The 17,829-nt window shown below is 56.8% G+C and carries 16 protein-coding genes; 7 read left to right on the top strand and 9 right to left on the bottom strand.

Features of this window, described 5'->3' with window-relative positions:
• Positions 1–30: 30 nt before the first annotated feature.
• Positions 31–1,452, bottom strand: a complete 1,422-nt coding sequence (locus LBF07_RS16370; protein ID WP_094934751.1) for a PLP-dependent aminotransferase family protein — start codon at positions 1,450–1,452, stop codon at positions 31–33.
• A gap of 86 nt (positions 1,453–1,538) precedes the next feature.
• Between LBF07_RS16370 and LBF07_RS16375 the strand changes: the two genes are divergently transcribed.
• The 3 genes from LBF07_RS16375 to LBF07_RS16385 all read left to right on the top strand — a co-directional run bounded on the left by LBF07_RS16375 (position 1,539) and on the right by LBF07_RS16385 (position 6,490).
• Positions 1,539–2,150, top strand: coding sequence for a YitT family protein (locus tag LBF07_RS16375; RefSeq protein WP_094934750.1), 612 nt, complete (start codon positions 1,539–1,541; stop codon positions 2,148–2,150).
• Positions 2,151–2,227: 77 nt separating this feature from the next.
• Entirely contained in the window at positions 2,228–3,298 is a 1,071-nt protein-coding gene (locus LBF07_RS16380) for a LacI family DNA-binding transcriptional regulator (protein ID WP_094934749.1), read from the top strand.
• Positions 3,299–3,400: 102 nt separating this feature from the next.
• Positions 3,401–6,490, top strand: a complete 3,090-nt coding sequence (locus LBF07_RS16385) for a beta-galactosidase (protein ID WP_094934748.1) — start codon at positions 3,401–3,403, stop codon at positions 6,488–6,490.
• Positions 6,491–6,529: 39 nt separating this feature from the next.
• On the opposite strand, the gene LBF07_RS16390 is transcribed toward LBF07_RS16385, so the two are convergent.
• On the bottom strand, positions 6,530–7,369 hold the full coding sequence (locus tag LBF07_RS16390) for a nickel/cobalt efflux protein RcnA (protein ID WP_094934747.1): 840 nt from the start codon (positions 7,367–7,369) through the stop codon (positions 6,530–6,532).
• A 134-nt stretch (positions 7,370–7,503) separates the two neighbouring features.
• Between LBF07_RS16390 and LBF07_RS16395 the strand changes: the two genes are divergently transcribed.
• The gene (locus tag LBF07_RS16395) at positions 7,504–7,776 is read left to right on the top strand and encodes a metal-sensing transcriptional repressor (RefSeq protein WP_023310594.1); all 273 of its coding nucleotides are present in this window, start codon (positions 7,504–7,506) and stop codon (positions 7,774–7,776) included.
• Here LBF07_RS16395 and LBF07_RS16400 read toward each other — a convergent pair.
• Complete coding sequence (locus LBF07_RS16400) at positions 7,769–9,334, bottom strand: EAL domain-containing protein (protein WP_206461986.1); 1,566 nt, start codon at positions 9,332–9,334, stop codon at positions 7,769–7,771. The genes LBF07_RS16395 and LBF07_RS16400 overlap by 8 nt on opposite strands.
• 219 nt (positions 9,335–9,553) lie before the next feature.
• Here LBF07_RS16400 and LBF07_RS16405 point away from each other — a divergent pair, with 219 nt between their 5' ends.
• Both LBF07_RS16405 and ykgO read left to right on the top strand, forming a co-directional pair.
• Entirely contained in the window at positions 9,554–9,814 is a 261-nt protein-coding gene (locus LBF07_RS16405) for a type B 50S ribosomal protein L31 (protein WP_045356432.1), read from the top strand.
• A 2-nt stretch (positions 9,815–9,816) separates the two neighbouring features.
• Complete coding sequence (gene ykgO, locus LBF07_RS16410) at positions 9,817–9,957, top strand: type B 50S ribosomal protein L36 (RefSeq protein WP_003859006.1); 141 nt, start codon at positions 9,817–9,819, stop codon at positions 9,955–9,957.
• Here ykgO and LBF07_RS16415 read toward each other — a convergent pair.
• Positions 9,954–10,664: a GNAT family N-acetyltransferase gene (locus tag LBF07_RS16415; RefSeq protein WP_087822105.1), complete on the bottom strand. Its 711-nt coding sequence runs from the start codon at positions 10,662–10,664 to the stop codon at positions 9,954–9,956. The genes ykgO and LBF07_RS16415 overlap by 4 nt on opposite strands.
• A gap of 101 nt (positions 10,665–10,765) precedes the next feature.
• Between LBF07_RS16415 and LBF07_RS16420 the strand changes: the two genes are divergently transcribed.
• On the top strand, positions 10,766–12,226 hold the full coding sequence (locus tag LBF07_RS16420; RefSeq protein WP_094934746.1) for a PLP-dependent aminotransferase family protein: 1,461 nt from the start codon (positions 10,766–10,768) through the stop codon (positions 12,224–12,226).
• Here LBF07_RS16420 and LBF07_RS16425 read toward each other — a convergent pair.
• The 5 genes from LBF07_RS16425 to acrB form a co-directional block, all read right to left on the bottom strand.
• Positions 12,198–12,665 carry a YlaC family protein gene (locus LBF07_RS16425; protein ID WP_045400719.1) on the bottom strand — a complete coding sequence of 156 codons (468 nt, stop codon included), beginning with the start codon at positions 12,663–12,665 and terminating at the stop codon, positions 12,198–12,200. The two genes, LBF07_RS16420 and LBF07_RS16425, sit on opposite strands and share 29 nt — an antisense overlap.
• Before the next feature lie 117 nt (positions 12,666–12,782).
• Positions 12,783–13,334, bottom strand: a complete 552-nt coding sequence (gene maa / locus LBF07_RS16430) for a maltose O-acetyltransferase (RefSeq protein WP_047061252.1) — start codon at positions 13,332–13,334, stop codon at positions 12,783–12,785.
• A 205-nt stretch (positions 13,335–13,539) separates the two neighbouring features.
• Positions 13,540–13,758 (bottom strand): HHA domain-containing protein, encoded by a 219-nt coding sequence (locus LBF07_RS16435; protein ID WP_008499287.1) that lies wholly within the window; start codon positions 13,756–13,758, stop codon positions 13,540–13,542.
• Positions 13,759–13,785: 27 nt separating this feature from the next.
• Positions 13,786–14,160 (bottom strand): Hha toxicity modulator TomB, encoded by a 375-nt coding sequence (gene tomB, locus LBF07_RS16440; RefSeq protein ID WP_008499288.1) that lies wholly within the window; start codon positions 14,158–14,160, stop codon positions 13,786–13,788.
• Positions 14,161–14,671: 511 nt separating this feature from the next.
• A complete protein-coding gene (gene acrB / locus LBF07_RS16445; RefSeq protein ID WP_029741964.1) occupies positions 14,672–17,818 on the bottom strand; it encodes a multidrug efflux RND transporter permease subunit AcrB in 3,147 nt (1,048 codons plus the stop codon).
• Positions 17,819–17,829 lie beyond the last annotated feature (11 nt).

Here is a 17,829-nt window from a genome sequence, read left to right on the forward strand (position 1 = left end):
ATTTTATGATCTGCTTCAAATATTTAAATATCAGATCACGCTGCGTTTTAACGATGGCACGTTTTTATTCAGGGCGAGCCATAACGGTTTGATCCTCAGCAACGCCTGCTCAAGCTCTGTCGATTCCAGCGAGAAGGGCATACGTAAATAGCGGTCAAACGCCCCCGATAAACCAAATCGCGTCCCGGTTCCCAGGTTAATCCCGATTATTTCTGCCCGCGCGGCAAGCTGTGTCGCCAGCATGCCCGGGAGCTCTATCCAGTAAGATAGCCCGCCTTCCGCCTCGTGGAATTTCCACTCCGGGAAATGTTCGCGCAGCAGGTCACCGCATCGATCGCGCCGTTCCGCCAGCATCTTCCGGCGTGCGGGCAGAAACGTCTCGCTGTTGTTAATAAGCCACTGCATTGCCAGCTGTTCGAGCAGCGGCGAGCCTAAATCCAGAGTATCCCGCGTCTGGGCAAGGGTGGCGATGATGCGCGATGATGCGCGGATCCAGCCGAGACGCAGCCCGCCCCAGAAGCTTTTTCCGGCAGAGCCTAAGGTGATGACGGTGGCCTGCGGGTTAAAGGCGGCCAGCGGTGGCGGGGGAGGCGCATCAAACCAGAGATCCACCATCGTTTCATCCACCACCAGCGCCGTGCGGGTTTGGGCTGCAATATCCGTGATGGCCTGACGGGTGGCGATATCCATACAGCGCCCGGTCGGATTATGAAAATCTGGCATCAGGTAGGCCAGGCGCGGCGCCGTTTGGGCAAGCGTTGCGGCAAAGCCATCCGTATCCCAGCCGGTTTCCGGCAGCGACACCCCGACTGGCCGACACTGCGCCCCCTGAATGGCGGCAATTGCCAGCGGATAGGTGGGGTGATCGACCACGACGCGGTCCCCCGGCCCGGTCATCATCCGCAGTATCAGCGCAAAGCCGCTGACGGCGCCATTGACCACCATCACTTCGTCTGCGCGGGTGGGAAGACCCCGCGCGGTATAGCGCGCAGCGATGGCCTCCCGCAGCGTCGGTAGCCCCAGCTGATCGTAGCCCGTCAGCGAGAGATGCGGGGTAATGGCCGTGAGCGCATGGGCATAAGCCTGATGGATCTCCGGCCCGGCATTCAGGGCGGCAGTGGAGAGATCCAGTGCGGCGCTCGCCGCGGAAAGGGTGGGAACGGCGCGCGTGTCAGGGAGAATGACCCGTGACCCGCTGCCGTGGCGGCTTTCAAGGTACCCCTCTTCACGCAGGTGGGCGAGCGCGCTGCTGATGGTGGTTCGGCTCACGTCCAGCGCCGTGGCCAGCTCACGCTCGCCCGGCAGCCGCGTATTCAGTGCCAGACGCCCATCAAGAATTAACAAACGCAGCGCGTCGGCCAGCTGTCGCCAGAGCGGGGTGCGGGATGAGGCTTGCTGCCAGTGGCCTAAAAGGCGTACCAGAGACTGGCTTCCGAAGCGACGTGATGACATATGCAGTCCACTATTTGAAAACTGGACATTAATCATAGTGCCATTTTAGGTCAGGATGAAAGCCTGGTTCACTGGAGAAGATAAAAATGGTACGTCGTCTGCTACAACTCTATGTCGGTTTAGGACTGTATGGCCTTTCCACCGCAATGTTTATTCGTTCCGATTTGGGGGTCGATCCCTGGGATGTTTTTCACCTCGGGGTGGGGATGCAGCTGGGGATGACTATCGGGACGGTGATCATTTTAGTCGGCGCTGCGGTGCTGCTGCTGTGGATCCCGCTGCGCCAGATGCCGGGGCTTGGCACGATCAGCAACGTGATTTGTATCGGTCTGGCGGCGGACGCCAGCATGGCGCTTATCCCGGAGCTGGATTCGTTACCCGTTCGAATTGCTTTCCTGGTGTCGGGCATCGTGATGAATGCGATTGCGACCAGCATGTACATCGGGGCCGGTTTCGGGCCAGGCCCGCGCGACGGCCTGATGACCGGCATTCACGCCCGACTGGGTTGGTCCATTCGCAGCGTGCGTACCTCAATTGAGGTGTCCGTTCTGCTGATTGGGTGCGTGCTTGGCGGCACGTTTGGGGTGGGAACCGTACTGTATGCACTGACCATTGGCCCGCTTATCCAGCTCTGCCTGCCCTGGTTCCGCCAGAAGCCACGCATTGCGGAAATACGCCAGCCGGAGCGGGTTGTTTAATTTTGCGAAGCGCTCACATGTTTTAACGGCGTCGCTGTGCCAGAATAGACGCTTCGAAAATCGCGATGCCAGAAAGCATGAAAGCAATCACTCTCTATGATGTCGCCCTCCTTGCGGGGGTTTCTTATCAGACCGTTTCCCGCGTCATTAACGACGCGGAACATGTGTCTGCCCGCACGCGAGAAAAGGTGCAGCAGGCGATGGCGGAGCTGCACTACGTTCCTAACCTTCGGGCGCAGCAGCTGGCGGGGAAACGCACCCGTACGCTGGGCCTCATCACCACCGACCTGGCCCTGCACGCGCCTTCGCAAATTGTGTCGGCAGTCAAATCGCGTGCGGCGGAACAGGGGGCGAGCGTCCTTATCTCCATGGTGGAGCAACCCCAGCAGTGTCAGGCCGCGCTTCAGGCGCTGCTGGCACAGCGGGTGGACGCGCTGCTGGTGAATGTGCCGCTTGACGATCCGCACGCCGAAGAGCTCGGGGCGCTGGCGTCGCCCGTCCCGGTGCTGTTCCTCGATGTGGCGCCCTCAGCGCGGGTAAACAGCCTCGTGTTTAACGCGGAGCAGGGGGCGCGTCTGGGCGTTGAGCATCTGCTTTCGCTGGGGCATCAGCGCATTGCCCTGCTGAGCGGGCCGGAAAGCTCGGTCTCTGCGCGGGCGCGCCTGGCGGGCTGGAAAGCGACGCTGGCGCAGGCGGGTCTTAACGCGACGGCTGTGGCCTACGGTGACTGGAGCGCGGCCAGCGGTTATGAGAAGGGACACGTGCTGCTGTCGGGGGCGGCATTACCGGACGCGCTTCTGGTGGCGAACGATCAGATGGCGCTCGGGGTGATGCGCGCCTGCGCGGAAAAAGGGATCGCGATCCCTGGCCAGCTTTCGGTGGTAGGGTTTGACGATACGGCCGACAGCGCCTGGTTTTCCCCGCCGCTGACGACCATTCGTCAGGCGTTTCGCGAGGCGGGCGAACGCAGCGTGGAGTGGCTGCTGGCGCCTTCCGGGGGCGAAGCGTGCCGGCAGGTTCAGCTGCCGGTGACGCTGGTTACCCGTCATTCCAGCGCACGGCGCAACCCTAAGCAGGCCGAACGCGAGGATCTGGCGCAGCAGCTCAGAAGCCTGGCACTGCTTGCCGAGCAGATTGCCCGCAAATAAAACTTTGTGATCGGACTCGCTACCCCGCGATTGAACGCTTTACCGTTGCCGGGTGCCAGGGCATGTTAACCAAAATTGTGAGCGCTTCGCAAAGAGGTTACTATGTCCACCACTTCACCGCTGACCCTCAGCGCCATTCTGGCCCGTCGGGACTGGGAAAATCCTGGCGTCACCCAGTGGAACCGTCTGGCCGCACACGCGCCGTTACACAGCTGGCGCAATGAACCCTCTGCCAGAGAGGAGGCTGGATCCATCAGCAGGCACACTCTGAACGGAGTGTGGCGGTTTAGCTACTTTACCGCGCCGGAGCAGGTTCCTCAGGCATGGGTAACCGAAGATTGCGCCGATGCCGTTGCGATGCCCGTGCCGTCTAACTGGCAGATGCAGGGGTTCGACACGCCCATCTATACCAATGTTACCTATCCTATTCCCGTTAACCCGCCTTTCGTGCCGCAGGAAAACCCGACCGGTTGTTACTCGCTCACATTTGAGGTGGATGACGCCTGGCTTCGAAGCGGGCAGACCCGCATCATCTTCGACGGTGTGAACTCGGCGTTCCATCTCTGGTGCAACGGGCAGTGGATGGGCTATTCCCAGGACAGCCGATTGCCCGCCGAATTTGACCTCTCGGCGGCCTTGCGCCCCGGGCAGAACCGGCTGGCGGTCATGGTATTGCGCTGGTGCGACGGCAGCTATCTGGAAGATCAGGACATGTGGCGCATGAGCGGCATCTTCCGCGATGTGACGCTGCTGCATAAACCCGAGACGCAGATTGCCGATTATCACGTGGTGACGGACCTGAATGCGGAGCTGGACCGCGCGGTGCTGAAGGTGGATGTCGCGCTGGCAGGCGCTGGCTTTGCAGACTGCGAGGTGGTCATGACCCTGTGGCGCACGGGTGAAAAATGCGCCAGCGTTTCCCGGCGTCCAGGATCTGCCATCGTCGACGAGCGCGGCAGCTGGGCAGAGCGCTTAACGGCGGCGATCCCTGTTGACCAGCCCGCGCTCTGGAGCGCTGAAACGCCAGAACTATATCGCCTGACGATTGCGCTTCTTAACCCGCAGGGTGAGGTGCTGGAGGTTGAGGCGTGCGACGTGGGCTTCCGCCGCGTTGACATCGGCAACGGCCTGCTGAAGCTCAACGGTAAACCGCTGCTGATCCGCGGGGTTAACCGACACGAGCATCACCCGGAAAACGGTCAGGTGATGGACGAAGCGACCATGCGCCGCGATATCGAAATCATGAAGCAGCACAACTTCAACGCCGTGCGCTGCTCGCACTATCCGAACCATCCGCTGTGGTACCGGCTTTGCGACCGCTACGGGCTGTACGTCGTTGACGAAGCCAATATCGAAACGCACGGCATGGTGCCGATGAGCCGCCTTGCTGACGATCCGCGCTGGCTGCCCGCCATGAGCGAACGCGTGACCCGCATGGTGCAGCGCGATCGTAATCATCCCTCGGTTATCATCTGGTCCCTGGGCAATGAGTCGGGCCACGGCGCGAATCACGATGCGCTGTACCGCTGGCTGAAAACCACCGATCCTACGCGTCCGGTGCAGTATGAAGGCGGCGGCGCGAACACGGCGGCGACCGATATTGTCTGTCCGATGTACGCCCGGGTCGATCGGGATCAGCCCTTCCCGGCAGTGCCTAAATGGTCAATCAAGAAATGGATCGGTATGCCGGACGAAACGCGCCCGCTGATCCTCTGTGAATACGCCCACGCGATGGGAAATAGCTTTGGCGGGTTTGCGAAATACTGGGAAGCGTTTCGCAGCCATCCTCGCCTGCAGGGTGGGTTTGTCTGGGACTGGGTCGATCAGGCCCTGACGAAACGGGACGAAAAGGGCAACGCGTTCTGGGCCTACGGCGGAGACTTCGGCGATAAGCCGAACGATCGGCAGTTCTGTCTTAACGGGCTGGTGTTCCCCGATCGCTCGCCGCACCCGGCGCTGTTCGAGGCGCAGCGCGCCCAGCAGTTCTTTACCTTTACGCGGGTCAGCACCTCTCCGCTGGTGATTGAGGTGCAAAGCGGCTATCTGTTCCGCCACACCGATAACGAAGTGCTGAACTGGACGGTTGCCCGGGACGGGGACGTGCTGGCCGCGGGCGAGGTGACGCTCTCGATGGCGCCTGAAGGCACCCAGCGTCTGGAGATTGACCTGCCGGCGCTGAAAGCCGTGCCGGGTGAGGTCTGGCTGAACGTTGAAGTACGCCAGCCGCGGGCAACGCCGTGGTCTCCGGCTGACCACCGCTGCGCGTGGGAGCAGTGGCCGCTTCCGGCTCCCCTTTTTATTGCTCCGCCAGTCCCGGCGGGCGAGCCGCCGGTGTTAACGCAAAGCGATCGCATTCTGGAGATCGCCCATCGTCAACAGCGCTGGCAGTTCGATCGCGCAACCGGAAACCTGTCCCAATGGTGGCGAAACGGCGTTGAAACGCTCCTTTCACCTCTGACGGATAACGTCAGCCGCGCGCCGCTGGATAACGACATTGGCGTGAGCGAGGCGACGCAGATCGATCCGAACGCCTGGGTTGAGCGCTGGAAAGCGTCGGGCATGTACGATCTCACCTCGCGCGTTCTGCACTGTGAGGCACAGCAGCACGCAGGCGACGTGGTGGTCACAACCCAGCACGTACTTGAGTATCGCGGCAAAGCCCTGTTCATGAGCCGTAAAGTCTGGCGGGTAGACGATCGGGGCGTTCTGCATGGCGATATTCAGGTCGATATGGCATCTGATATCCCTGAACCCGCGCGCGTTGGCCTGAGCGTTCATCTTGCCGAAACGCCGGAAAACGTTCACTGGCTGGGGCTGGGGCCGCATGAAAACTACCCGGACAGAAAGCTGGCGGCGCAGCAGGGTCGCTGGACATTACCTCTCGAGGCCATGCACACGCCGTATATCTTCCCGACGGAAAATGGTTTGCGCTGCGATACCCGGGAACTTGTGGTGGGAACGCATCAGCTGAACGGCCGGTTCCATTTCTCGGTGAGCCGCTACGGCCAGCAGCAGCTGCGTGAGACAACCCATCATCATCTGCTGCGCGAAGAGCCGGGATGCTGGCTCAATCTCGATGCGTTCCATATGGGCGTGGGCGGCGACGACTCCTGGAGCCCCAGCGTCTCTCCGGAATTCCTCCTGCAGACACGCCAGCTTCGCTATACCTTCAGCTGGCAGCAGAACCCTTAGCTGACCATGAAGATGCGGCCACAGAGCGTGGCCGCAGTCTTACGCCAGAATGCCGCTCAGGCCATGCAGGCTCATGTAAATCCCTACTACGGTAATCAGCGCAGCGGAGATCCACGGCGCTTTACGGGAGAATTCGCTAAACCCGGGCCAGCGTTTGGTCGCGTGCTTGAGGCTTAAGGCGGCAATCGCGCCGGAAGCGACCAGCGTTAACGCCAGACCAATGCTGAAGCTGAACACCAGCGTCGCGCCGAGGGCGAAATGCTTCAGCTGCAGGCAGATCAGCAGCACGGTGATGGACGCCGGACAGGGGATAAGCCCGCCGGTCAGGCCAAACATCACGATCTGGCCGGTGGTGACGTTTTGACCGCTGAAGCGCCGGTTAATATCCTGCGCGTGAGCGCGCTGGTGGGCGTCCTGCCACTCTTCTTCAACCAGCGAGTGTTCGTGGTGGTGGTGGTGATGATCATGATGGTGGTCATGGTCATGGTCATGGTCATTGTGGTGGTGATCATGGTCGTGATGATGATGATCGTGCGGCTGGCTCTCTTTCCAGGTTCGCCACGCCATCCACAGGGCGATCGCAACGATCAGCACCCCGGAAATCAGCTGGAACCAGGGTTCGGACGTGTGTGCATCCCAGCCCCGACCAAACCATAATCCCGCCATCGCAACGAGCCAGACCACCGCCGTATGGGAGAGCGTGGCCGCCAGGCCGAGCAGCACCGCCTGTTTCAGCGTGCCTCGGATGGCCACGATAAAGGCGGCCATCATTGTTTTTGAATGGCCCGGTTCCAGGCCATGTAGCGCACCGAGCAGGATAGCGCTGGGAACAAACAGCCAGGCGTTGCCCTGCTGAAGGAGTGAAGCAAAATCGGTCATGGGAAATTCCGGAGTGGAAAGCGTGTGAAGATACTACTCCCCCCCAGTAGTACAATACTACCCCCCAGTAGAAAAATACTCAGGGGGAGTAGAGCGTGATATGCTTTAAAAGCCAAAAAATAAGGGATACAGAGATGTCACATACCGTTCGCGACAAGAAAATGTTACTGACTCGCCTGAAGAAAATTCAGGGGCAGAGCACCGCGCTGGAAAAAATGCTCAACAGCGATCACGAATGCGCCGAGGTGTTACAGCAGCTGGCGGCGATCCGCGGGGCGGTGAATGGCATGATGATGCAGGTGATCGAAGGGCATTTAACCGATCATGTGGTGAAAGAGCCTGAAGAAGCGCAGCGTGAAGCCGATCTTGGCGTGGTGTTGCGGGTGATGAAATCCTATCTTAAGTAGAATGCATGCCGAGGTTATTTTCTGCCCAGAGAATAAATTCCGTTTTTGGCAGCGCTTTGCTGTAGTACCACCCCTGCCCGTACTGCACGCCGTGGCGGTGTAGCCAGGCGAGTTGCCCTGCGGTTTCGACGCCCTCCGCTACCATCGCCAGCTTCAGCGACTTCGCTATTTCAATGATGTGCGGCGTCACATTTTTATACTCCAGCGCATCCACGAACGATTTATCAATTTTTAGCGTATCGACGTCCAGATCCTGCAGATAGCTCAGGCTGGAATAGCCCGTGCCAAAATCATCAATATAGACAGGGTGGCCCGAACGACGGAATGCGGCGATAGCCGGTGCGCTAATTTTGGGATCGGCAAAGCCGCGCTCGGTGAGCTCAAGGGCGATTTGCCGGGGGTGGATCTGCCACTTGTTCAGGAGCTGGCTCAACAGAGGCGGCAGGATGCCGGAGGTTAAATCGGCAGGGGCGAGGTTAATGGAGATATGCTGATCCGGATAGCGTTGCAGCCAGTGGCCCATATCTTCAAACACCTTTTCGATGACTAACTGCGTCAGCTTCGAGATGAGCCCCGTTTGCTCGGCAAGAGGGACAAAAATATCCGGCGAGAGGCAGCTTCCGTCCGGCTGCGGCCAGCGCGTTAGCGCCTCAGCGCCCACAATTTTTCCGCTACAGAGCGCCACGATGGGCTGATAGTGGACCACAAAATCCCGGCTGTTAATTGCGTCAAGCAGGCGATTGCGCGGCGACTGGATACGCCGCAGGATCCGCAGGACAAACAGTGCGGCGAGCAGGCTTATCAACATGCCGAACGGTAACCAGAAAAGAAGCTGCCGGTGCCAGGTTTCAGCCAGCGGTTTGAGCGTTGCCCATGCGACAACGGTAAACCCAAGCTCAGGTACAGACTTCATGACGTACATTGAACCGTTGTACTGCACGCTTTTCACACCCCGCTCCTGAACCATGTCGCGGATATGAGAGTCGAGCTTGCTGCTGCTGGCAAATATGCGGTGCGTTGCGCTTCCTACCAGGGCGGCATCAATCGCTATCTCGCCGAAAGGGATCACGTCCACCAGCGAGGCAGGATCGATCATGACAAGGTAGTGGCCTTTTCCCAGCACCGTCATGTAGCGGTTAAACCCAAGATCGTTTTGCGTGGTCAGCCGCGCGCTGTAACCATCTTCGGTAATGCGCATTGGAGGAGGGAAAGGGGACGCATGGCTGGTTTGCTCCAGGGAGGAGCAGAGCGGTCGAAGGTTGTCGATATAAATCACTTCCTGGACATATCGCCACGAGAAAGCGACCCGGCGCATTTCCCGCAATTGCAAGGGGCTACACGGCACGCCCTCAAAGGCCTGCAGGTGATCGAGCGCTTCTTTTGCCTGATCCACAACCCTGTCGGTGCGTACCAGCACGCGGGAGGCATAGTTATCCAGCGCATCGGCGAATTTATCTTCCGCCTGGCGATGGGCCAGCCAGATGCTCAGGCAAATGGGGACCAGCACAGAAAAGATAAGTACGCCAGTCACCAGACTGACCAGATGTCGGGTTTTCATGCTGTCGTGTCCTTCCTCGTATACCCGTTCCTGGGCATTGAGTTCCCTGCCTGAAGAGAAAGATTTTACAGCGAAATGATATAGTTATAGCACGTGGTTGGCATGGTTTTCATTTTATCTCAGGCATACGAGAAATTATCGTCAGAAGAGAGGGGTTGTTTTTTCAACCTCGCCTGGATATTATTTTGTTATGTTATAACAAAACATAAAGGATTTACGATGAAACCCGATATCCACCCAGCCTATCGCACCGTGGTATTCCACGACACCAGCGCTAATGAATACTTTAAAGTTGGCTCAACCATTAGGACCGACCGCGAAATTGAACTCGACGGTGAAACGTATCCGTACATCACCATCGAGGTTTCTTCAAAATCGCACCCGTTTTATACCGGTAAGCAAAAAACGTTCTCCACGGACGGCAGCGCAGCGCGCTTCCGCAAGCGTTTTGGCGGTTTTCTCAATGCGAAGCGGGGCTAATCATGCAGGTACTTAACTCATTACGCAGTGCAAAGCAGCGCCACCCGGATTGCCAGATTGTCAAACGCAAGGGACGCTTATACGTGATTTGCAAATCTAATCCGCGCTTTAAGGCGGTTCAGGGACGTAAAAAAAGACGCTAAACGCGCGTTTCTCGCCAGCTTTCCAGGGATCTAATCTGTTTGCCATCGGCGGTAAAATTGTCGGTGGCAAGCCAGCTTTCAAAGGCGCTCGCCAGCGCCGGCCACTCTTTGTCGAGAATCGAAAACCAGTCGGTATCCCGGTTACGGCCTTTTATGACCAGCGCCTGACGAAAGCGCCCCTCAAACTGAAAGCCCAGACGCAGCGCCGCTTTACGGGAAGGCTCGTTCAGGCTATTGCACTTCCATTCATAACGCCGGTACCCCAGGGAATCGAACACGTATCGCATCAGCAGATACTGCGCTTCTGTCGACCCTGGCGTGCGGCTTAACAGAGGAGAGAAGTGAACGTGCCCCACTTCCACGACCCCGTTTTTAGGATCGATCCGCATCAGGGACAGCGTCCCGACAGGAGACTGGGTCCGGTTGTCCATAACGGTAAAGTGGATGGGATCGGATAACTCACTTACGCTCGCCACCCAGTTGGCAAACTCCTCTGCGGTGGCATCGGGTTCACGCAGCAGCCACGTCCAGCTGCGGGTATCTTCGGCCAGGGAATAGGCGGAGAACAACGCGTGGGCATGCTCCACGCGCAGCGGCTCAAGCCGACAATAGTGACCCTGAAGGACCACCCGGGACGGGTGCTGACGAGGCTGCCAGTCGATAAGGGCTTCGCCTACAGGCTGTCCAAACTCGTTGAATGTATTCATCTTTATTTCCATGACGTTGAAAAGATCTCCAGATTAGTGAATTGCTGGTTCCTTAAAAAGAACCACCAGGCTATGTTTTTCTGGTACCACAAGGAGGGAAGATGAATATACCGGGTGATGAGTTTTACACTTTGCTCCATGCTGCGCTGAAAAAGCGTGGGCAGGAGACGCTTCAGCGCGCGCTCTATCTCGCTTTGCGGGAGGCCATACTGGGCGGAAGGCTTCGGTCCGGCAGCCAGCTGCCCGGTTCGCGAACGCTGGCGCAGCAGATCTCGGTTTCCCGAAACACCGTCAATGCGGCGCTGGACCAGCTCACGCTCGAAGGTTATTTACTGCGTAACCGTCAGGGAACGCGGGTGGGGCAATTCGCTCATCGTACGATTGCCCGGACATTGCCGGATCCTGACGTCAGTCTGACAAAACGGGTCGCCCTGCTGCCCGCGCCCGTGCCGCGCGACACCCCGGTGATGGCGTTTACGCCGGGAACGCCTGCCATTAACTATTTCCCCTTGCCGCTGTGGCGGCGATTGTACGATCGCGTCCTGCGCGAGGAGGGGAGTGCCCTGTTAGGCTATGGCGACCCGGCCGGCGAGCCGTCGCTGCGCGCCGCGATTGCCCGGCATCTCGCCCTGTCCCGCGGTATCGACTGCGACGCCAGCCAGATTGCGATAACCGAAGGGGCGCTTGAAGGCGTCAACCTCTGCACGATGCTGTTAAGCGAGCCTGGCGATGTCGCCTGGGTAGAAAACCCCGGCTATAGCGGGGCAAAGAGTGCGTTTGTTAAAACTGGCCTGGCAATGACGGGAATACCGGTTGATGACGAGGGAATGTGCTGGGAAGGGCTGGATGCGCCTGCGCCCTCAATGATTTTTACCTCACCTTCGCATCAGTTCCCTTACGGAAGTGTGCTCAGCGCGCGGCGGCGGCTGGCGCTGCTGGAGCTGGCCCGGCAGCACAACGCGTGGATCATTGAAGACGATTACGACAGCGAGTTCCGCTATGCCGGTGAGCCCGTACCGGCGATGCTGGGAATGGTCAACAATGCGCTCGTTGTGTATCTGGGGACGTTCAGTAAAACGCTGTTTCCCTCGCTCAGAATGGGGTTTATGGTTTTACCGCCAGCGCTGGCGAAAGCGGCTCGCCCGGCTATCGGCTCGCTGTTGCGCGGAGGGCATCGTGCGGAGCAGCGTACCCTGGCGCTGTTTATTGAAGAAGGTCATTACGCCCGTCATCTTGCCGCCATGCGTCGGCTCTACCGTAAACGCTACCGCCAGCTGCGTGAGGTGCTGGGCGCAGAGCTTTATTCTCCGCACCGCATTCTGGCAGGCGAAGGGGGAATGCATCTGACGCTGGCGATAGACGGTATTGACGACCAGAAGCTGGTGGAGCAGGCGAGGGCGTTTCAGCTGGCACCCGCTGCGCTGAGCGGGTACTACCTGGAGGCGAAGCAGGGGCAAACCGGTCTGGTTTTAGGTTACGGCAATACCTCTGCTTCTCAGTTTGCGCCGGGGATCCGACGCCTGCAGGCGTTAATTACGCAGCAGCAGGGCGGGAAAGGGTAAAAACATCATAGAAAGAGAGCTGACCTTTGGTGGAGACCATTTTCTGCAGCTTCTCTTTTTGCCCGGCTTCAACCGCCGGAGAGTGCATAATGTTCTCGATCAGCTCTTCTGGCACGTAACGCGTGTTGTACCATTCGCCGTTATAGCAGACCCGAAAATCGAGCACGTCGATATCTTCGTAACGGTAGCGCGGATTCACGTCGAAAAAGAAAAAGGCGTTAAAGACGACAAACAGTACAACCAGCAGCCAGACGGAGTCCACCAGCGTTTCGGACTTCAGCATCACAACAAGCGTCGCCAGCCAGGCGGCATACATGGCGACAAACAGTCCAGGATGTTTGCGAATAAAGCTAATGCTAAAGCGCGGGCGATTGTCGCGCTTTTCGCGGAGGTTAAGATCGTCGATGGTGGCGGTAAGCAGGCGCTGTATCTCGGTCATTTTTTGCCTTCATAAGAGTTGACAATACAGGGGGTCTGCCAATTTTAGGGGAGCCATCAGGCTGAAAAAAGTAACAGTCTGGCGCTAAAAGACTATAACAGTTGACTCCCCGCAACCTCACAGCGTTTTGATGATTTTTGCCGGATTGCCGCCAACGACGACGTTAGCCGGGACGTCTTTCGTCACGACGGCGCCGGAGGCCACGACCACATTATCACCAATGGTGACGCCAGGGTTAATGACAGCCCTGCCGCCAATCCAGACGTTATTGCCAATATTGACGGGTTTTCCAAACTCCACGCCGCTGTTTCGTTCTTCCGCGTCCAGGGGATGGGTAGCCGTATAAATATGAACACCCGGTGCGAGCATACAGTTATCGCCAATATGAACAGGGCAGACATCCAGCATCACGCAGTCGAAGTTAGCGTAAAAGTTTTTGCCCAGATAAATGTTATATCCGTAGTCGCAGCGGAAGCTCGGCTCAATATAAGCGCCTGCGCTTTGTCCCAGAAGTTCCGCCAGAATGTTCTGGCGTTCTGTTTTTTCATCAGGCGCGGTGTGGTTATAGCGGTAAACCAGATGGCGGGCGTGCAGTCGGTCAGCCCGTAACGTCTCATCGCCGGGGCGGTAATGTTCACCGGCAATCATTTTCTGTTTTTCTAAGCTCATTGGAAACCTCTCTGGATGTTATTACCGAAGGGTAATCGGAACAGGCCAGAAGGGGAACGTTCCCGAAAAGCCGATGTGACTGACGTCACAACATTGCTGCTGATGAACACGTTTTACACGGAGACCTGGCCTGGGCACAGGGAGCATAACGGGACAGGTAAATACTCAGAACGAGGCGTAGAACTCTACAGACACCCTTCAAAGATTAACGGACAAATTTCCACACAGAAGTAGGGATTTTGTCATACAGTTTATTCATTGTCAGTTCAGCAAGACGATGGTCAGCGGCTGAATAAAATACCGCCAGTTCATTATCAGAAAGCTCGTATTTATTCTTTTCAATGACGCGCTCAAGCGTGTCAATTGACTGACAACGTCGTAAGCGCATCAAATAATCGATTTTTGTGAGTGGTTTATCAGACATAAATTCACCTTAGTAATTGTAATAATTTTAACAGGAAAGACTCACCGGGTTAGCTCTGCTCACGTTGACGAAACAGCGGAATAGCCGATTTCCCGATTTACGCCATTTTTGCAAATCCTGAGCGTTAATGCCGTAACTGCTGAACAACATAAAGGTGTCGTCCAGGTATTCATCAATTTGCTCAATGAGCTTATTATCTTCATTGTACTTAATTTTATAATTAAGTGCGAAGGTTGCGATATGCTCTATCAGCTCATTCAACTGTAAATTGATGGCAGACGTTGGGTCGTTTACCCAGCCATGGTTACTTTCATCAAGATTGGCAAGGCAGTCATGGTACAAGGATTCGCAGAGAAATTTCAACTGCGCGATATCATGCCTTTTTGGCGAGTACTCGTCCATAGCGCATCCCCTTCTGAGTGATTTCTTACTCACCGAACATCATTGTCGGGATGGATACAACTGACTTAGCTACATGAGTGCTGTGTTCCTGATAACCTAACTATAAGCCACTCCTTCCTGGATTTCACCGCGCTATTACGAAAAATTACAAATAAAAACCGCAGGCTGGGAGCGTGTACGCAAATGGTCACCCTGGACTCAACGTTTTTATCCAAATTAACGACGGGGTTTTATCGCTTCCTTACGTTTCATCGGCTTAGCAAAAATGATGAGAAAAGTTCAGATTCAGACTTATCTTTGTAAGAACATCTTATTAGGAATATTCCTAATATCTTAAGCGGGGAAATGAAATTAAAAAAATCCTGAATTCACCGATTAAGGTATCAGTTAATTATGATATGTCTATTTAAGATGGCAGAAAATAAATAGAGCCACAATAAGCGTAATTTATGATTTTTTCTGAAAATGAAAAAGGCCGCTAATGCGGCCTTTTTATCATGTGGAACCGGTATCAGTGAGGTTCTACCGAATGACTGTGTTCAACATCTTCATTCTTGCGGCTAAAGCGGCGGCGAACCACCACGAAGAACACCGGTACGAAGAAGATAGCCAGTACGGTCGCGGTAACCATACCGCCCATCACGCCTGTACCTACCGCGTTCTGCGCGCCGGAGCCCGCACCGGAGCTGATAACCAGCGGCAGTACGCCGAGGATGAACGCCAGCGACGTCATCAGGATTGGGCGCAGACGCATACGAACCGCTTCAAGCGTCGCCTCAATAAGACCTTTGCCTTCTTTCTCCATCAGATCTTTGGCGAATTCAACGATAAGTATCGCGTTCTTCGCCGACAAGCCAATGGTTGTCAGCAGGCCTACCTGGAAGTAAACGTCGTTGGTCAGTCCACGGAACGTTGCCGCAAGCAGCGCACCGATAACCCCGAGCGGAACCACCAGCATAACGGAGAACGGAATCGACCAGCTCTCGTACAGTGCCGCCAGACACAGGAAGACCACAATCAGTGAAATGGCGTACAGGGCTGGAGCCTGGTTACCGGACAGACGTTCCTGATAGGACATACCGGTCCAGTCATAGCCGATACCCGCAGGCAGTTTGCTTGCCAGTTCTTCCATCAGGTTCATGGCTTCACCGGTGCTTCGGCCCGGAGCAGCCTGACCCAGGATCTCCATCGATGGCAGACCGTTATAGCGTTCCAGACGCGGCGAACCGTATTCCCAGCGTGAGGTTGAGAACGCCGAGAACGGTACCATCTGACCATTGCTGCCGCGCACGAACCAGCTGTTGATATCGTTAGGCAACATACGGTACTGCGCCTCGGACATCACGTACACTTTCTTCACACGACCGCGGTCGATGAAGTCGTTAACGTAGCTACCGCCCCAGGCAGCGCCCAGCGTGGTGTTGATGTCACTGATGGATACGCCCAGCGCCTGGGCTTTCTCCTGGTCGATATCGATCTTGTACTGCGGCGTATCTTCCAGGCCGTTTGGACGCACGCCAACCAGCAGGTCAGGGTGTTTAGCGACTTCACCAAACAGCTGGTTACGCGCCTGCGTCAGTTTCTCGTGACCCAGACCGCCCTGGTCAATCAGCTGGAAGTCGAAGCCGGTCGCGGTACCCAGTTCAACAATCGCTGGCAGGTTAAAGGCAAAGACCATCGCATCTTTAATCTGCGAGAAGGTGCCCATTGCACGACCAGTGATGGCTTCAACCTTGTTCTTTTCGCCCGGACGTTCAGACCAGTCTTTCAGAGAAACGAAGGCAATACCGGTGTTCTGACCACGACCCGCAAAGCCAAAGCCGTTAACCGCAAACACGGACTCAACGTTGTCTTTCTCTTTGGTGAGATAGTAGTCCGTCACTTCATCCAGCACTTTCTGGGTACGCTCTTGCGAGGCACCCGCCGGAAGCTGTGCCATCGTCAGGAACACGCCCTGGTCTTCATCTGGCAGGAACGAGCTTGGCAGACGGACGAACAGGAAAGCCATGCCCACCACGATGATGATATAGAGCAGCAGGTAACGACCGGTGCTGCGCAGGATGTTGCCCACGCTGTCGGTGTAGTGGTGCGTGCTCTTATCGAACATGCGGTTAAACCAGCCGAAGAACCCTTTGTGCTCGCCGTGACCGCCTTTCTGAATTGGCTTCAGCATGGTGGCACACAGGGCAGGAGTCAGGATCAACGCGACCAGCACCGACAGCGCCATCGCGGAAACGATGGTAATGGAGAACTGACGGTAAATCGCACCGGTAGAGCCTCCGAAGAAGGCCATCGGGATAAATACCGCAGACAGTACCATCGCGATACCGACCAGCGCGCCCTGGATCTGGCCCATTGATTTACGGGTCGCTTCCTTCGGCGGCAAACCTTCTTCCGCCATCACGCGTTCGACGTTCTCGACCACGACGATGGCGTCATCCACCAGCAGGCCGATGGCGAGCACCATCCCGAACATCGTCAGGGTGTTTATCGAGTAGCCGAATATCGACAGGATCGCAAAGGTCCCGAGCAATACCACCGGCACGGCAATCGTTGGGATAAGCGTCGCGCGGAAGTTTTGCAGGAACAGGTACATCACCAGGAATACCAGGATGATCGCCTCAACCAGCGTCTTAACCACTTCATGAATCGAGATTTTGACGAACGGCGTGGTGTCGTACGGGTAAACGATTTTCAGACCTGACGGGAAGAACGGTTCCATCTTCTTCAGCTCTGCGCGGATCGCCGTGGCGGTGTCCAGGGCGTTAGCGCCGGTCGCCAGTTTGATACCCAGACCGGAAGCCGGTTTACCGTTAAACTTCGCGATGATGTCGTAGTTCTCACCGCCCAGCTCAACTTTCGCCACGTCGCGCAGGCGAACCTGCGAACCGTCCTGATTCACCTTCAGCAGAATTTTGCTGAATTCATCAGCAGAGGTCAGACGGGTCTGCGCGATGATCGAGGCGTTAAGCTGCTGGCCTTTCACCGGCGGCGTACCGCCTAACTGACCGGCCGCTACCTGGGCGTTCTGCGCTTTAATCGCGCTGATCACGTCAACCGGCGTCAGCTGGAAGTTGTTCAGCTTGTTCGGATCCATCCAGATACGCATCGCGTACTGGGAACCGAACAGCTGCACGTCACCCACACCGGAAGTACGGCTGATGGCGTCCTTCATGTTGGCGCCCACGTAGTCGGAAATATCCTCCTGCGTCATGGTGCCGTTGGTGTTGATAACGCCGACAACCATCAGGAAGCTACTGGACGATTTCTCGACGCTCACACCCTGCTGTTGTACTTCCTGCGGCAGCAAAGGCATTGCCAGCTGCAGTTTGTTCTGCACCTGAACCTGCGCAATGTCAGCATCCGTACCTGACTGGAAGGTCAGGGTGATCTGCACCGTACCGGTGGAGTCACTGTTTGAGGACATGTACATCAGGTTATCGATACCGTTCATGTTCTGTTCGATAACCTGGGTGACGGTGTCCTGCACCGTTTTCGCATCAGCCCCCGGGTAGGTTGCGGAAATTGTCACCGCCGGTGGCGCAATCGTTGGATATTGCGCGACAGGCAGCTTCAGGATCGCAAGTCCCCCGGCCAGCATGATGATTATGGCGATCACCCACGCAAATATGGGGCGATCGATAAAGAAATTAGGCATGTCTTAACGGC

Source organism: Enterobacter cloacae complex sp. ECL352, from assembly GCF_020149545.1.
Lineage (GTDB): Bacteria > Pseudomonadota > Gammaproteobacteria > Enterobacterales > Enterobacteriaceae > Enterobacter > Enterobacter asburiae_B.

Excerpts from the sequence above, each read along its gene's own strand:
- LBF07_RS16415 (WP_087822105.1), bottom strand. The coding sequence starts at position 10,664 with ATGAATACATTCAACGAGTTTGGACAGCCTGTAGGCGAAGCCCTTATC.
- LBF07_RS16425 (WP_045400719.1), bottom strand. The coding sequence starts at position 12,665 with ATGACCGAGATACAGCGCCTGCTTACCGCCACCATCGACGATCTTAAC.
- ykgO (WP_003859006.1), top strand. The coding sequence starts at position 9,817 with ATGCAGGTACTTAACTCATTACGCAGTGCAAAGCAGCGCCACCCGGAT.
- LBF07_RS16390 (WP_094934747.1), bottom strand. The coding sequence starts at position 7,369 with ATGACCGATTTTGCTTCACTCCTTCAGCAGGGCAACGCCTGGCTGTTT.
- LBF07_RS16370 (WP_094934751.1), bottom strand. The coding sequence starts at position 1,452 with ATGTCATCACGTCGCTTCGGAAGCCAGTCTCTGGTACGCCTTTTAGGC.
- LBF07_RS16380 (WP_094934749.1), top strand. The coding sequence starts at position 2,228 with ATGAAAGCAATCACTCTCTATGATGTCGCCCTCCTTGCGGGGGTTTCT.
- tomB (WP_008499288.1), bottom strand. The coding sequence starts at position 14,160 with ATGGACGAGTACTCGCCAAAAAGGCATGATATCGCGCAGTTGAAATTT.
- LBF07_RS16375 (WP_094934750.1), top strand. The coding sequence starts at position 1,539 with ATGGTACGTCGTCTGCTACAACTCTATGTCGGTTTAGGACTGTATGGC.
- LBF07_RS16385 (WP_094934748.1), top strand. The coding sequence starts at position 3,401 with ATGTCCACCACTTCACCGCTGACCCTCAGCGCCATTCTGGCCCGTCGG.
- LBF07_RS16395 (WP_023310594.1), top strand. The coding sequence starts at position 7,504 with ATGTCACATACCGTTCGCGACAAGAAAATGTTACTGACTCGCCTGAAG.
- LBF07_RS16400 (WP_206461986.1), bottom strand. The coding sequence starts at position 9,334 with ATGAAAACCCGACATCTGGTCAGTCTGGTGACTGGCGTACTTATCTTT.
- LBF07_RS16405 (WP_045356432.1), top strand. The coding sequence starts at position 9,554 with ATGAAACCCGATATCCACCCAGCCTATCGCACCGTGGTATTCCACGAC.
- LBF07_RS16435 (WP_008499287.1), bottom strand. The coding sequence starts at position 13,758 with ATGTCTGATAAACCACTCACAAAAATCGATTATTTGATGCGCTTACGA.
- LBF07_RS16420 (WP_094934746.1), top strand. The coding sequence starts at position 10,766 with ATGAATATACCGGGTGATGAGTTTTACACTTTGCTCCATGCTGCGCTG.
- maa (WP_047061252.1), bottom strand. The coding sequence starts at position 13,334 with ATGAGCTTAGAAAAACAGAAAATGATTGCCGGTGAACATTACCGCCCC.
- acrB (WP_029741964.1), bottom strand. The coding sequence starts at position 17,818 with ATGCCTAATTTCTTTATCGATCGCCCCATATTTGCGTGGGTGATCGCC.